Here is a 16,143-nt window from a genome sequence, read left to right as displayed (position 1 = left end):
GAACATTTTCTTTTTTACATAATAAATGTTCCTTATTCGACTACCCAAAAACTACTTTTAATAAGCGTCCAAGTTCATTAGACGGCCAGGAAGTATAACATAAACGATTTTATAAAGATCCAGATTCATAAATTACTCTTCTAAAAATCCACCTGTTCTATTGCTTTAAAATTCTTACATTCCTCTATTTCAATTTAACTCCCTAATGCTCATTACATTCTGATTAGTGGGTAATTTTACTTAGTGTTACGAAAGTTTTTTTGCCTTATCAGAAAACTCCTGTAATACATGGATAAATTCCTTCATATCACTAGCTACTTTTTCCCCAAAGCTTTGTAATGTTTCTGAATTAGGGTTACCCTCATTGTCTATAAAAGTATAAAATGTCCTAGGATCTCTTTCTGTTATTAAAAAACGGAGATTGAATGATAAATTTAAAACATTCTTAGAAACTTCAAAAGCTTTCTTTTTTACTATTTTGTAGTTCTCCGCAATATTATAGTCGTCTTCCACAAAACATCCTTCGAATTGTTCATCAATAGGATAATTATCCGGGTCAAGAACCATTACCTTTTCATAGGCCAACTTTATATTTTCATCATACGCATCTAACTGAGCTGTTATTTTTTTGAAAATACTTGCTCTTCTTTCATCGTGAGTTCCCTCAATGAGGTACTGTCCTAACTTAGTTATAGAAATGCTTATTATATTTTTACTCTTATTGCTCTTTACATAATCTTCAGTCAAAAGATTATGAATTTCTTCCGAAGTCAAAAAGTATAAATTCCTTTTTTTAATTACATTTGACTCTCCAATTTCATCATGGTGAATCATTAAGAAAAAATCTGGTCTTGGTATATCTCCTAAAAACAACGTTTCATACATATAAGAATATTTTATTTCAACATGATCACTAGTCCTATACTTAGATTGAATACGTCCAAACCTAGGATAGTCTAACTGATTTATATGTTTATTTGTATCAAATCGTTCAATTAAAAAATCAGTACCATCCCAATCAACGGAACGGCTAAGTATAGTAAAATCTTCTACTAGTAATTCATAAGTTCTTGCCTCTCCAATATCTCTCTTTCTATCATTTTCAATACCTATTTTTAAATTCTCTTTAGACACTCTAATCCCCCTCATTATAACTTGGCATATTCATATATTCTTTAATTTTAATAATTAACTACTATATATTCCAGCTAAATTAAAGACTTCATTCAAAACATTTTTTATCAAACATAAATATACATGGTCAATCTTTATTTTAAAGCTACAGTAATAAGATTATATTTTTATATAAGAAAGGAGCGATAAAGAATTCTTGTAACACATTTAAAAAGATACAAAATCCTAATATAGATTTACTCTATAAAAATTATATCGCTAATAGTACGAATTCTTAACAAAGAAAATTCAAACATGAAAAAGCACCCTCTGATGTATTAGCAGAGGCTTAAGAAAAAGTCTTTTCATATGTACATAAACCACATTCCAGACATACGACAAGCCATCATTTCATAAAATGATGGCTTTACAAACTTATACAATCGAAAACATCAAATACACGCCAACAACGAAGAAAACAGCAGCTGTCTTAATTAAAGTAATACCAAAAATCTCTTTATACGCTTCCCGGTGCGTTAATCCTGTTACTGCAAGTAAAGTGATAACTGCTCCGTTATGAGGAAGAGTATCCATACCTCCTGCTGCCATTGCGATAACGCGATGCAGCACCTCTAATGGAATACCAAAATCCGCCGCTGCTTGAATATATTTGTCGGCCATTAACCCTAATGTAATACTCATTCCGCCCGATCCTGATCCTGTTAGCCCGCACAATATATTTGTCATAACTGCTCCATTGATTAAAGGATTGGAAAATGTTCCAGTCAAATAATTTTGAATCATAACAAAGCCAGGTAAAGCAGCTATAACAGCACCGAATCCATACTCGGCTGCCGTGTTCATCGCAGCTAAGATTGAACCACTTACGCCCACGCTTGTAATCGATTGAAACTGTTCTTTTACCGCTTGGAAGTTTAATAATATAGCGCTGAATATACCGATAAGAAGTGCGATTTCCACTGACCAAATCCCGACGACTTGCGCCATATCAATTGTTCCGTACTCCTTCAAACCGATGGATGCAAAATCAAATCCTTTCGTATACCAAACGGGGATAAATTCTGTAAAAACTTTATTCATCACTCCAACTAGTACAAGCGGCAGAAACGCCAACCAGTAACTAGCTGGAATCCTATCACCTGAAACAATCGGCGTTGGCGCCATTTGTGCATTAGTTGCGGCAGCCATTTCAGAAGCCGCATCCCCTTTTCCAAAATAACCTTCACCCTTGGCAGCCGCCTTCTTTCTACACCTTTCCAAATACAGCATGCCGCATGTAAAAATAAACAACGCACCGATAATTCCTAATGTAGGGGCAGCATAAATATTTGTTTTAAAAAATGTAGTTGGAATAACATTTTGAATTTGAGGTGATCCAGGAAGTGAATCCATCGAAAACGTAAATGCACTAAATGCGATTGTCGCTGGAATAAGACGTTTCGGAATATCCGCTTCGCGAAATAATTGCGCCGCAAATGGATAAATCGCAAACACCGCGACAAATAAACTAACGCCGCTGTATGTAAGAATCGCTCCCATTAACACGATGGAAAGAATCGCCCTTTTCACACCTATAAAACGAATGATAATTTTCGCGATTTTTTCTGCGATTCCAGTGATCTCAACCACTTTACCAAATATCGCCCCAAGCAAAAACACAGGAAAGTATAATTTTATAAATCCAACCATCTTCACCATGAAGACATTAGAGAAGAACGGTAAAACGAGCGCTGGATCAGTCAAAAACACAGCTAGCAAAGCACATAACGGAGCGAATAAAATGACCGAGAATCCCCGGTAAGCAACAAATATAAGCAAGCCAAGCGATAACAGTACAATCAATAAATCCATAATCCCTAGTCCCCCCTCAATTCTCTCAAATTTGTTTTACGCTTGATATGTTGTTACGATGCCTACCAAAGGCAGACATCGTATTCTTTTTATTTATGCTGAAAAAGCGGTACTCTCTTTTCTATAAAAGCACCCACTCCTTCTTTTACATCACTCGTTTGAAAGACATGGCCAAAATTCTGAGCCTCTATTTTTAGCCCTTCCTCAAGAGAATAAGATAATCCTTTATTGATAGATTGCTTCATCAACGACAAAGCAGGAAGAGAAAATCGGGCCATCTTCGCAGCCAATTCCCTCGCCTTATTCAGCGCTTCACCGCGCGGAACAACATGATTTACCAACCCAACTCGCAGGGCCTCTTCGGCACTGAGCGGTTCACCAGTAAACATCATTTCTTTTGCCCTCGCAGATCCGATTAAGCGAGGCAAACGCTGCGTTCCTCCCGCACCTGGAAACAAGCCTAACTTTACTTCCGGAAGCCCAATTTTGGCCTGTTCTTCTATAATCCGCAAATCACATGATAGGGCTAATTCACAACCGCCCCCAAGCGCTAATCCGTTAATCGCAGCGATGACAGGCTTCGGCAATCTTTCTATTTTATTTAATGGGTTCTGAAGCCACAATGCTTTTTCCTCCGCATATTCACTTCCTTTCCCAATCCATTCCGGAAATGACTTAATATCTCCTCCAGCAACGAAAGCTTTTTCTCCTGCACCAGTTAGAATCACAACGATCACTTCATCATCCCGTTCAATTTCATCAACCACTGTCGTCAGTTGTTCAATCACAGCGTAGCTCAATACATTCACAGGAGGATTATCAATGATAATAGTCGCGATTCCTTTTTCTTTGGACCATGAAACAACTCGCTTATTTTCCAATGCAATCCCTTCTTTCTAATTATGTAATGAGACAATCTTCAACTCGTTCTTTTAATAACATACCCCGCCTGCTCGCGATCCCAAGCAGTACCGATTCCTTCTTCCTGCAACTTAAACTTCTGAATCCGTTCCGTCGCGGTTTTTGGGAAAGATTCACGAAACTGAACGTATCGCGGCACCATGAAATAAGCCATGCGTTCTTGACACCAATCGATAATCTCTTCATGGGAAATTGTTTCCCCTTGCTTTACAATTACATACAATTTAACATCCTCTTCTCCCACTTCTGATGAAACGCCGATAGCTGCTGATTCAAGCACTTTCGGATGATTATTCACGACCTTTTCAATTTCCCAAGAAGAGATGTTTTCCCCGCGCCTTCTAATACACTGCTTGATCCGGTCGCAAAAATATAAGTAGCCTTCCTCGTCCTGATAACCGCGATCTCCAGTATGGAACCAGCCTCCTTCCATCGCTTCCTCCGTTTTATCCGGCATTTTATAGTAACCTTCCATAAATGTTTGTCCCTGTAACGAGCGGATGAAAATCTCTCCGATTTCACCAGTCCGTACTTCATTTCCTTCCTCATTAACAACCCTCGTCTCTACGTAAGAATACGGTTTTCCGATAGAAGGTGGCTTATTAGCATTCAATGGATTCGTTACACAAAAGCCCGTCGTTTCCGTTAATCCGTAGCCTTCCACAATCCGAACGCCAAATCTCTCCTCAAATGGATTCCAAAATTCCTTAGGCGTAGCAGCACAAGCCGTCACCCTTGCTGGATTTTCATAATCATTTTCCTTTTCCGGTTGCTTACAGAGAATCGGAATCATAGATCCTAAAGAATTGAAAATCGTTGCGCCATGACTGCGAATTTCATCCCAAAAACGAGAAGCACTAAACCGCTTTCCAAGCGCAATCGTCGCATTGGAAGAAATAGCACCGAGCACTGTATGGGCCTGGGCGTTAATATGAAATAAAGGCAGCGCTGTAAATAAAATATCTTGCGAATTCGCGCCAACCATATAAGTAGCGAATGACTGTGCAGAATTGACATAAGCAGAATGACTTAACATGCCCCCTTTCGGTAATCCAGTCGTTCCAGAGGTGTAAAGGATACTGTTGATAGAAGAGGAGGAAACAGATTCATTTGGAAGATAGTGATGATTTGTATGCAATACATCTTTCAATCCGATTACCGGTCGTTCTTTACCATCACCCATAGTGATTACGTTTTCATTATTGTCGTAGACAATAATCCCAATTTCCCTTTTTATAAATGGCAAACACGAAGCAATTTGAGGAACAAATTCTTTATCAACGATTATTAATTTACAATCAGAGTGGGATACAATATACTGCAAACCTTCTCCCTTTAAATGCACATTAAGAGGTACCGCAATTGCTCCCATAAAAGATAAAGCAAACCATACATCCAGATATTCAGGGTTGTTATGAAGCATAATACAAACCTTGTCACCTTTTTGAATACCAAGTTCACTAAATCCCGCTGTGGCCCTTGTAATCCGATGATAAAGCTCCTCATACGTAACCCTTTGTTCTTCAAATTGTAAATACACCTTATCAGGCGACTTTTCGATACTTTGCATAAGAAAATGTGGCAAACTCTGATTCTCAAGCACTAGATTCCATCCCCTTCCTGCTAAAATCCTTTTTCTTTATATAGCAAGAAACATGCCAAAGCTTGTCTCATTCCCTATTCCCTTATTCCCTCAGGGACAAGCCCCCAATCTCTCTTATATGCCCATCTTCACATGTCGCATTTATGCTACAAATGATAACAACCATGTCGCATATATAAGAAAGCGTTGCAAAAACGCGACAAATAAAAAAAGGGCCTATTTGCCCTTCATCCAATTCCGTATCTCTCTATTTTTCGATATAAGCTAGCCCGATGAATTCCCAAAAGCTCCGCTGCCTCTTTTCTATTTCCAGCTGTCTTTTCCAAAGCTCTCGCAATCACCCTTTTCTCAGCGGATTCCACTTCCACCTGCAGTGAATAGCTTATCTCGTTCTCCCCTTGATATCCCTCATGATATATCTCTTCTTCCAAATCCTTTTGCCGTAAATAAACAGGAAGGTGATGTACGTGAATAATCGTTCCTTCTACAACGTTCATCGCTCTCTCCAGCACATTCTCTAGCTCCCGAATATTCCCTGGCCAATCATGCTCCATAAAAATGTCCCTTACCCTGTCGTCCAACGAAAGAACGCTACTACCAAGCTCCTCATTCAATTTCCGAATTAAAAATTCCGTTAAATGTACCATATCTTCCTTTCGCTCTCTTAGCGGAGGTATATCAATCGCAAACACATGTAGCCTATAATATAAATCCTCTCTAAATCCCCCTCTTTGTACCATTTCCCGGAGATTTCGATGCGTTGCCGCAATAAAACGGACATCAATCTTATGCGTTTTTGTGCCACCGATTCTTTCAATCTCTTTCTCTTGCAGCACGCGAAGCAACTTCACCTGCATGTCCAAAGACATATCGCCGATCTCATCTAAAAACAACGTTCCCTTATGAGCGAGCTCAATCTTTCCAGGCTTACCGCCCTTTTTCGCTCCGGTAAAAGCACCCTCCTCATATCCGAACAATTCAGCTTCTAAAAGATCCCTCGGAATCGCAGCACAATTCAAGCGAATAAACGCACCATCAGCACGTGGACTCGCATGATGAACCGCATTGGCAAAAAGCTCCTTTCTCCTCTTATCAAAACCGTAGAACGGCTTTTCGAAACCTTCAAAGCCATAATTTTCACTTCTTCCATTTTCGCACTCTCACCTACAATACTTTGAAACGAAAACCGTCCTTCTTGCAGTCGCTTTAGCTCAGTTTGATAGTATGATAACTTCGATTCCATCGTGCTAATCTGATCCGCCAAAGCTTTAAACTGCTGGATATCATGAAACATGATCTTACCAATCGCACCAATAACCCGTCCTTCCTTCATAATAGGAATACGATTTGCAATAACATTCTGACTATTGACACGCTGAATATGCCCAATCTCCACCTGTCCCGTCTTCACAATAACATGCATCCGCGTATTCTCAACAACCTCCGTACAATGCTTACCAATCGCTTCCTTCGGATCATCAATCCCCAAAAATTGCGCATAAGCACCACTAAAAAAATTGATAATTCCTTGCTCATTCACCCCTATAATACATTCAGACAATAAATTCAAAGCATTTTCATATCGGCTAATAGTGCTTTCCAAAGACGATATGCTTTTCCCCTTATTTTCTAGAATGACAATCGATCCGTCTTCTTTCCCGCCCTTATATACAGGAGATTCATTCACAGTGAACACTTGGTTGCCGATCTTGCACTCATACTTGTGCAAACTATTATTTTGATTCACTACTATCTTTTTACTGTTAGCAATAATCATCGATATGTGCTTACCTATTATTTCGTTTTCCGTTTTGTTTAACATGCTGCAAAATGATGGATTGCTGAACGTGATTGTTCCATCATAGCTTGTAACCGCAATTCCATTATTCATTACCCCAAGAGCTTGACTCGTTAACTGCATATTTCCCCCTTCGTCCATATACATTTGGAAGCCTCCTATCAAATCTTGCTCTTTCTCACCTGTCCTATATATTTTATAACACCTTGTGAAATACTTGGACAATTTAAAACCAATATATGCTTTCGAAATTAAGCTGAACTTTAGTCTTCATGTACCTCAACTAAAAAGATTCGCTCCTGAAAACCACCGCGTTTTTCTGCTTTTTGTTTCCGTACTTTTTCCACATCTTCAAGCGTTATACCTTCGTGCTGGGCTAGTGTGTTTATGAGTTCTAATAGATCGGCTAGTTCTTCTATCTTATGTTCCTGAATTTCTGCTTCTAAATACTCCGTTAACTCTTCTCCTATTTTCTTGCCTATTTCTTCTATGTATTCTTTTTCATTTAGTGTTCTTGTAATCGGTGTTTTTCCGTTGTATTTGATGATTTCTGGGATGCGGTCGCGTATTAATTTGTTGTAGGTTGGCATTTGCATTCCTTCAATAATTTCGATTTAATTTTATTATATTACAAAAAAAGTACATATTAATACTTAACGTAAAACAAATGTATGACCCTGTTTCAGCGCTCCTCCCTATTCCAAGCAGGACCGGATAATTGTGACATCCCATTATTCTATCTACTATTTTTTATTTCTCTATTCCTTTTGGTATCACTTGTTATTTAAATTCTATAGGTTATTTTTTCTTCACATAATAAATGCTTTCCAATGAACTTGGCTACCTCTCAAGTATACAACTACTGATCCATTTAAGGAGCTACACAGATAATACTTAGTCATTCCAAACCATTATTAACACTTAAATAGTCCTTAACCTCATTTTCAAGAGCAAGGCATAATCCCCTTAACCTATCTAATCTTTCTTCCATGCTTTCACTTGGTACAATGAATTTATATAAGCGTTCCCCTTGGATTTTGTTATGATGATTCTGTATCTGTTTTATCTCATCTATATTCCACTTAAACTTTGAAAAATCTGTTTCTATAAAAGGTGGATGAGCAGATTCATCCCCATCACTAAACATATACTTCATTTTCATTGAATCAAATATTAACCAAAGTAATTCATCCCCTGTTACAAACACTGGAACTTTTTTAGCAGACATAAATTTTTGACTAACTAATGTAGGTAAAGTGAGATCTAATGCAGCGTTCCAAATTCCATGTATAAAATGCGGAATAGTTTTCTTGCTTGGATGAATTAGTTTTCTAGCCTTAGGATGACCACTTAACAATAAATTACCGTAAATTATATGAGTCAAGCTCATTAAATCTACTTCATTAGAAAGAAAATCCATATAATCAATCATTTTTTGTACCTTTGAAGTTTCAGTCCTATCGTTATAAATTAGATATAATTTAAGTAAACATGCATAGCTCAGCATCATTAAATTTTGAAATGAACTCTGTTGTTCTAAACTTGCTACTTTAGATGGTTGTCGTTCCGATTTATCTCTTACAGGTTCTGAAAATTGAATCAGTTTACCATGTTCAATTATTTGTATAAAATCCATGTTAAATAAATTTCTTAAAATATTAATCGTTTCATTGAGTTTTTCTTGATTAATTGCAAAATTATTAAGATTTCTGCAAGATTCTTCTACTCCTAAGGAATAATCAACCTCTATATCATATTGTTCAATATGCATAAGGAGTTTTTTCAATTCATTCCAAAGTACTTCATTTGATATTGTCTTACTAGGCTGTCTATAAAAATCTCTAATATATATACAAATATTAGTATCGAGCTGTAATTGAATTACACTTGGATTTAATATTCTAGTTAATTCTTCTATGGACTTAAATTCTTCTCTAATATACATAGAACTATATCGAAATTTCATACCTTTTCCCCTCTCCCAGCACAATTCAAAATACTTATATTGGTACTCTTTATTTTTAACTCTACCATCTTTACACTAGCTTTAATTCCTCAATTTGTTTTGATTAATAACCTAAGCAGCTACTTGATTGTTTTATTAAACCTTTCACTCAACCTCTGATTTACTTCAATCATTATTTTATCTCGTTCATCCCTTTTCAACCAGTATTACCATTCTGGTATTCACACCGCTTTTGATCTGTTAAAAAGAAAAAACGCATCCTGATACTTTCTGCAAATAATAGAATCAATCAACTGATCTTTACCAATAAACCCTTCACACATTTTTTCAATATCATTTCCTACACTCTCTAATTTTTGATACTGTTTAGTTAAATCTTTCGCTGTCTTAAAACCATAGATTAGGATGGACATAGAAAGCAAATGAATTTTCAAAAAGTACACTAGTATAGCGATGTAACTATTTACTCATCCCCTCTAAAATCACCCTAAACAACACCGAAGAATTCCTCACAACTAAGTCCAACGGCAACTCTTTAAATCTCCCTTCTTTCCCAATCATTACAATCTCCTGCTCATAATCAATCCTGATCTGAACATCTTGAACACAATAACTCTTAATAGAAGACGCCTCATCCAAATCAGAATGATCCAACACAACTTTCACTTGCTTTGTAAATCGTCGCAGTGTTTTCCAAAGAACACGTTCTTCTCTTGCTTTCATGAATAGTTCAGGAAGTTCTTGCACTTCTTTTAATAGTGACATGCTTGTAAGCATATACGTTTGAATCCCATATCCTACTGGACGAATGAGATGATCGAGCTTTTTCCATGGCTCTAATTCAAAATAAACGCAGTCATTTGTTTCATTGCTAGATAATGGATTCTCCCTGTTTATATGGATATCTTTAATTTTTGCGACATATTGAATACCACCGTTTTCTCCGTACCACTTTTTCGGTGCATATAAGGCTATGTATTTCGATTCTTGCCAGCCTGGTTTTAATTGTGAGACAGGAATTTGATATAAGCCTTCTTTCATATATGTTTCATAATCTTTTTCTGTTTTCACGCTACCGACTAGTACCTTTGCATCTAAAGAGGATCTCCATTCTTCTTTTGTTCCTCTTGGAAGAATCCCTTCTCTTATAATCTCTTCTGGGCTTTTTTCAATGAGGTGGTCAAGAAATTGTTCTACTAATGTTGTTGCGTTTGGTAAGAATGGGAATCCACCAATGTTTACTTTTTCAATGCTTTTATAAAAAGGATGGTGCTTATATTCTTCCTCTTGATTCCATGGGAATAATACATAAGCTCCGTAAGCTGTTCGCTCAAACGGTCCACCTTGGTCTACTACTAATGCATCTCGATACCTATGCATCGTGTTAATGTCTTCTTCCATTGGACCCGGTGTTCCATACTGTCTTTCATAATGGGAACCACTTTTGGCAAAATCAATTCGATATTTGGCGTCAAAAATGTATTGATATTGATAGTCCTTCCCTTTCTTCTCAATAGCGAGCATTGTATCCGGCTTTTGAGTAACCGTTGGTAATGCTTTGTTTCTTTTTTGAAAATAAAGCTCAATCACTTCATCTGTTTCCGGGTGCCGAAATACTCTTTTTGCCGTTTTACTTTCATCAAGTGTCACATATAATCCATCTTGCCGAACTTTAATAATATCTTGATCCACTGTTTCATATTTTTTAGATAAAATTTGTCCAAGTTTTAAATACGTCCAATACTCATATAATCTCGCAACATCTTTAACAGACATTTTAAAAATTTGCCCTCTTAGTGTTAAACCTCTCGATAACATTAGAAAAATTTGATACGCATCTCTATAACCAGATGCCATTTGAATAACAAGAGAAAAAACAGAGCGATCTAATGTACCAATCCTATTCCAAAATGGATCATTCAATTCATTTTCCATTCGAGATTTCATTTTTCTTACGTTTTGAATCAGATCATCATCAATTGACAAGCCCTGAAATCCAGAATCCTTTTCCAAACCTTTAAGTAAATCATCGATTTTATGTATCACTCTTTGAATCATCCACTTAACAAATCGATTTTCCAATGTATCGTACGTTACTTCCTTATAAGCAGTAATGCCTTTTGTCGGAATCATGTTTGCTCTTACTTCTTGAAACAAGTGAGGTCTTTTTCGTAAATAATTCATTCCAACAGAATCAAGCCTACGAATCTTTTCCCCTTGTACAAGCTGATGTCGAGTAGTAAGTGTATGGTGCGGCTGCCTTTTAATATGAGAAATTGCCTTCATAAATCTATGAAAAGAGTCATTGAGAATACGATAAAACTCACTTTTAGATGGATTAGTCGCATAGATTGTTGATGCCCCTAAGTAAGTTCTTTTCAATAAATGAAACGCCAAATTATAAATTTCATCGTTCACTTCATCCAATAGCGCTCGATAGTCATCCTTGTAATCAAGCTTTGATGGAAAAATCTCTAATGTAACTGTTAGCAGAGACTTTTTATCATTTCGAATTTCAAATGTTGTATAACCTACTTCATTTGGAAATGAGAGATTCCCCATTAATAGTTTCAATGAACCCATTTGAGTAGAGCTGATTGCCTTTCGAAGTGATGGATGTTCATGGTGAAAAGACAACTCCTGATCATTTTTAGGAACGACAACAAGCTGATAACTCCTATTCTCGAAAAAGATAGGAGAGTGCTCAGCTAATTCGCTAAGCTTTTGTAACCGAGCATCATATACCATGACAGAATCACTTGTTCCAAACACATGAAAATGCATCATTTCATCTGAAGCAATTGATTGATGTTTTTTTAAGCTCTCATATTTTTCATGATAGGGATTCCCTTTAATCGTCAATGACAAATCTTTTGTCTCAATCTTAACTAACTCTATATCACCGTTAGATCCAGAAAGAGGTGAAGCCATCATACTCGAACCTCCTTAACATATGAGACAGCTTTTTAGCAGAACGAGGATACTTCGCATAAGGCACAACATCTTCATTATCAAATTCTTGATTTGTACATAGCGTATATAATTTCTTTAGTGCCTCTTCTGTCCTTCCATCGCTTCCTGCAATACGCGGTAAGATCTTTTGATAGATTTGATAGTCTAACGCCTCATCAAACGATAATAGTTCACTTTTTTCATTGTAAGCCACGTAAAAACAAATTTCGTCACGTATCCGGTACCCAACTTGCGCTCCAATCAGTTCAAGAATCTCATTCATTTCAATTAAAATATGAGATACTTTCTTCACGAGATCTTTATTAAGCTGAAAGCATTCTTTTAAATGAAGAAACTTGGCTGTTAAGGAACTATTGGAAACGCACTTTTCCTGTACTTCTTCTGCATCCATTAAAAACTCAAAGGAATCTAATTTCACTTGATTAAATTCAATCGTATTTGCACGATCCAATACCTTTTTACTTAATGGATGTGTCGTTTCATCCATATTGATCGTTCCAACGACGTACACATTTGATGAAATCGTAATTCGTTCCCCAACTATTGATTCTGGAAGAACAGCCGATGTAACACATACTCCCTCTTCCCATCTACGACTTTCAATGACACTTAAAAAATCACTGAAATAGTACTCTACGCGAGCTAAGTTCATCTCATCGAGCACAACGAAATAAGGCTTGTCCAGATTCTCTGTTGCTTTTTTCAGAACTTGAATTAACGGCCTTTCCTGAAATTCACCTTGAATATTCACATAACCAAGCAAATCAGAACTATCGCTCCAATCAGGGCGCACGGGAATAAGCGTGAACTGTCCATTTTTCTCAGTTGCCCCTAAGCTTTCAGCAAACCACTGAACAATCTTTGTTTTCCCTGTACCTGAAATACCAGACAAAATAACAAAGGGCTTCGTTTTTAAAGAAAGGAAAAAGTTAACAATATCTTGCTTATCGTAATAGAAACCTTTGCTTTTCATATAGGAAGATACATGATCTACAATTTCCTTCCCATTCAAATCCATTTCTTTTTTCTCCTCATGAATCACTGCACGATTAGTTCCTTTCTCTCTAAAGGCAATGTATCCTTCATAATAGCGAAGCATTTCTTTTAAATCTTCCACTAATTCTGCTTCACTTGGCATTTGTTCAACATCATATGGAATGTATGCAGCTGTAGAGTTGGCATATCCCTTCGCTTTTGGACTTGTACCAAGGAAAATATCATCATCTTTTTTTATTTTTTTAGACATTTGTATATGTTGACGGATCTCAGACTTAATCTTTTCCATTTCCTCTTTAGAAGTTTCAGTTACTCCTTGTGCCATTGTTAAATATAATTGCTTCATATCTTCACTAAATAAATAAACGATATAATACCCTCTCTGCGTCGATGTCGTAATGTCTTTATTCATGATAGCAAGCCATGGCACAGCGGCCCAATTCCCTTGTCCAACTGAGCCCGTAACAACGTACTGATTATGATCGATAAAAGATAAACGAGTTACCTCCGTTGTCATTTCATTTCGAACAACTGAACCAAGTTTATGACCTGCAAATTTTTCCGTTCTTGCTTTTAAATACTCATGCATAACAGTTAAAAACTTTTCACGTAAATTACTACTCATATTACCGCCCTTTTCACTATTCTCTTTTAAATATCGTTCAACTGGATCCCATTTATCGTTAATTAATCCTACCTTCTCAAGCCACATTAACAAATTATGAGTACGTTCCTTGGCTACTGATTCAACCATTAAATTATCCCCTCGTGAATTTCGAACAATCGTCCTTCCTAAATTCACTAAAGCCTCTTTCTTCTCAGGCTTTGAATAACTACGTAAGAGATCAAGTATAAATAGGGCAATTTGAAAATATTCCTGTTTCAAAATCAAATTGCGAATAAAAGCATCCTTATTTTTTGATTCAATATATTCATTTAATAGAGTTGTATTAATCCCATGAGCTTCATTCAAAAAGCCTAATAGTCTCAAATCTTGTCGTCCACGAGATTTCACTCTATATAAATTCCCATCAATTTGGTGACTAAGATTTTTCGGATCATATGTATTATCTATTACCTCTTCTAAAAATGTGATTACTTTATGATATTGCTCACATGGTAGATCATCTGTTTGAAATTCTTTGAATGTAATAGCCTTCGAATTATTAATCGTTGTTACATTTACAAAAGGTAATTCTGCAAATAATGATATACGAAAAGCATTATGCTCCTCTTCTTGTACAAAATCGCTACTATTTATCACTCGAATATTTATGAATTTTTCCCATGCTTGTTGAAGAGATTCATAAGTTACACTAAAGCGTGAAATTTTCTCCGATCCTTTTGCACGTAAGGATTCTCTTTCAACATATATCTCTTTATCACCTACCTTTGTGATCCAATTAGAATCTCTATCGATATCGGTAATTTGCTTCATGACTTTAGCAAATTCAATAATTGTTGTATCCAGCATTTTTATCCCCCATAACGACAATTAATTACAATTACTGTTATTTTATCAAACTATCATAAAAGAACAAAAACATTCGAATAGAACCATATCCTAGCGTAGGGATTTTTGGTTATATGGTAAAATCAATTTATAATTTGTATTTATTATCCATAGAAGGAGTGGCTTCATGCTGAACATTGACAAGTATGCTCCAAGAAAAATATTTAAAAATAATCGAAAAAAGTATCTTTTTGATCCGATAAGAAAGAAGCTTATTCTACAAACACCAGAGGAGATAGTTAGACAAAAGTTTGTCCAATATCTAATTTCAGAAAAAAATGTACCAAAAGATATGATTGAGTTAGAAGTACCCATGTCGTATTTTGTTCCAAAGGCAAAAGGGAGGGCAGACATTATAGTCTACACCTTAGAACATAACAATCGTGTTCCAATTTTAATAGTCGAATGTAAATCGCAAAATACTCCGTTGATAGATGACGTATTTGATCAAGTATATAACTATGAAGAAATTCTATATGCTAACACTGTAGCAGTCACTAACGGTGTTGAACTTTTTGTTGAGGCCTGGAGTGAAAAATCCAAGTGTTACATGCCGTTAGAAGAATTACCTAATTACATAGATTTAGTTAATGCGAATAATTTTAAATACATTACTAATGAGTCCTTTGTTTATCAAAAAAGGAAATTTGAAGATTTCACTCAAAAGGATGTTATTGATTTTTATAAAGGGCATTTTGGGGGAATTACAAATGAAAACTTATATTCCTTTATTATTAATCTTAATGAATTACTTTGGGATGACACTGTGAAAATTCCATACAAAGAGCTTTATGGAGTAAAGTATCTAGAAGATGTTGGTATAAGATATACAAAATTCGGGAACGTAGCAGGATATGATTGGACTGGCGAATACCGTTCGATAATAGTTGAGGATAAAAAAGGAGACCATCAAATAGTTAGCCTAGCAATATTAGGAGGATATCTAATTGTCGCCATTGACAATGATAAATACAGTCATAATTCATTACAATTGTTTATTCAGGATTTTGTTAAAGTAAATGGACATTTCATTGAAATACTTCATAACGGGAGGCTTACTTTAGGTAAGAGTGGCATGGTTAAATTTTCTGAAGTTCTAGAGTTTATTGAGAAAAAGGAACCTAATTTGCTGAACAATGATAGAAAAATAGAATTGGGTAAATTAGATAACTCAAGACAATTTGATTGGAATCAGGAAGATGTTAGAGAATTCATTGGCCGATTAATCAAATATGCATTGATAAGGGATGAATTTAGAGATTACAAGAGACAAAAATTAAAGAAACGCAATAGGAAAATAAAACATTGTTAATGAAAAAGATTTATTGCCTTTACTTTAACCAGCTACCATCAATTACAAATATATTAAATACCATTTAACACTTTCA

Annotated in this window: 10 protein-coding genes and 1 pseudogene; 1 reads left to right on the top strand and 10 read right to left on the bottom strand. The window is 35.9% G+C overall.

Annotation, left to right across the window (positions count from 1 at the left end):
* Positions 1-246: 246 nt before the first annotated feature.
* From BLV40_RS15415 to BLV40_RS15370, 10 genes and pseudogenes are all read right to left on the bottom strand, one after another.
* Complete coding sequence (locus BLV40_RS15415) at positions 247-1,134, bottom strand: hypothetical protein (RefSeq protein WP_090691444.1); 888 nt, start codon at positions 1,132-1,134, stop codon at positions 247-249.
* Between the two features lie 414 nt (positions 1,135-1,548).
* Positions 1,549-2,985, bottom strand: coding sequence for a GntP family permease (locus BLV40_RS15410; RefSeq protein WP_090691441.1), 1,437 nt, complete (start codon positions 2,983-2,985; stop codon positions 1,549-1,551).
* A gap of 89 nt (positions 2,986-3,074) precedes the next feature.
* On the bottom strand, positions 3,075-3,866 hold the full coding sequence (locus BLV40_RS15405; protein ID WP_090691439.1) for an enoyl-CoA hydratase: 792 nt from the start codon (positions 3,864-3,866) through the stop codon (positions 3,075-3,077).
* Positions 3,867-3,904: 38 nt separating this feature from the next.
* On the bottom strand, positions 3,905-5,509 hold the full coding sequence (locus BLV40_RS15400) for an ATP-dependent acyl-CoA ligase (protein WP_090691436.1): 1,605 nt from the start codon (positions 5,507-5,509) through the stop codon (positions 3,905-3,907).
* Between the two features lie 227 nt (positions 5,510-5,736).
* Positions 5,737-7,454: pseudogene (locus BLV40_RS15395) on the bottom strand (sigma 54-interacting transcriptional regulator).
* Between the two features lie 116 nt (positions 7,455-7,570).
* Positions 7,571-7,897 (bottom strand): nucleoside triphosphate pyrophosphohydrolase, encoded by a 327-nt coding sequence (locus tag BLV40_RS15390; RefSeq protein WP_090691433.1) that lies wholly within the window; start codon positions 7,895-7,897, stop codon positions 7,571-7,573.
* 308 nt (positions 7,898-8,205) lie between these two features.
* On the bottom strand, positions 8,206-9,273 hold the full coding sequence (locus tag BLV40_RS15385; protein WP_090691430.1) for a hypothetical protein: 1,068 nt from the start codon (positions 9,271-9,273) through the stop codon (positions 8,206-8,208).
* Positions 9,274-9,494: 221 nt separating this feature from the next.
* Entirely contained in the window at positions 9,495-9,686 is a 192-nt protein-coding gene (locus BLV40_RS28925; protein WP_211482124.1) for a hypothetical protein, read from the bottom strand.
* A 46-nt stretch (positions 9,687-9,732) separates the two neighbouring features.
* On the bottom strand, positions 9,733-12,204 hold the full coding sequence (locus tag BLV40_RS15375; protein ID WP_139265547.1) for a restriction endonuclease-like protein: 2,472 nt from the start codon (positions 12,202-12,204) through the stop codon (positions 9,733-9,735).
* On the bottom strand, positions 12,179-14,716 hold the full coding sequence (locus tag BLV40_RS15370) for an MrcB family domain-containing protein (protein ID WP_090691421.1): 2,538 nt from the start codon (positions 14,714-14,716) through the stop codon (positions 12,179-12,181). Before BLV40_RS15370 ends, BLV40_RS15375 begins: the two co-directional genes overlap by 26 nt.
* Before the next feature lie 166 nt (positions 14,717-14,882).
* Between BLV40_RS15370 and BLV40_RS15365 the strand changes: the two genes are divergently transcribed.
* On the top strand, positions 14,883-16,067 hold the full coding sequence (locus BLV40_RS15365) for a type I restriction enzyme HsdR N-terminal domain-containing protein (RefSeq protein WP_090691419.1): 1,185 nt from the start codon (positions 14,883-14,885) through the stop codon (positions 16,065-16,067).
* The last annotated feature ends 76 nt before the right edge of the window (positions 16,068-16,143 follow it).

The sequence above is a fragment of the Bacillus sp. 166amftsu genome (genome assembly GCF_900107445.1).
Classification (GTDB): domain Bacteria; phylum Bacillota; class Bacilli; order Bacillales; family Bacillaceae_G; genus Bacillus_A; species Bacillus_A arachidis.
Note: the sequence above shows the minus strand (reverse complement) of the source record. Positions and strands in the feature narration are given on the sequence as shown.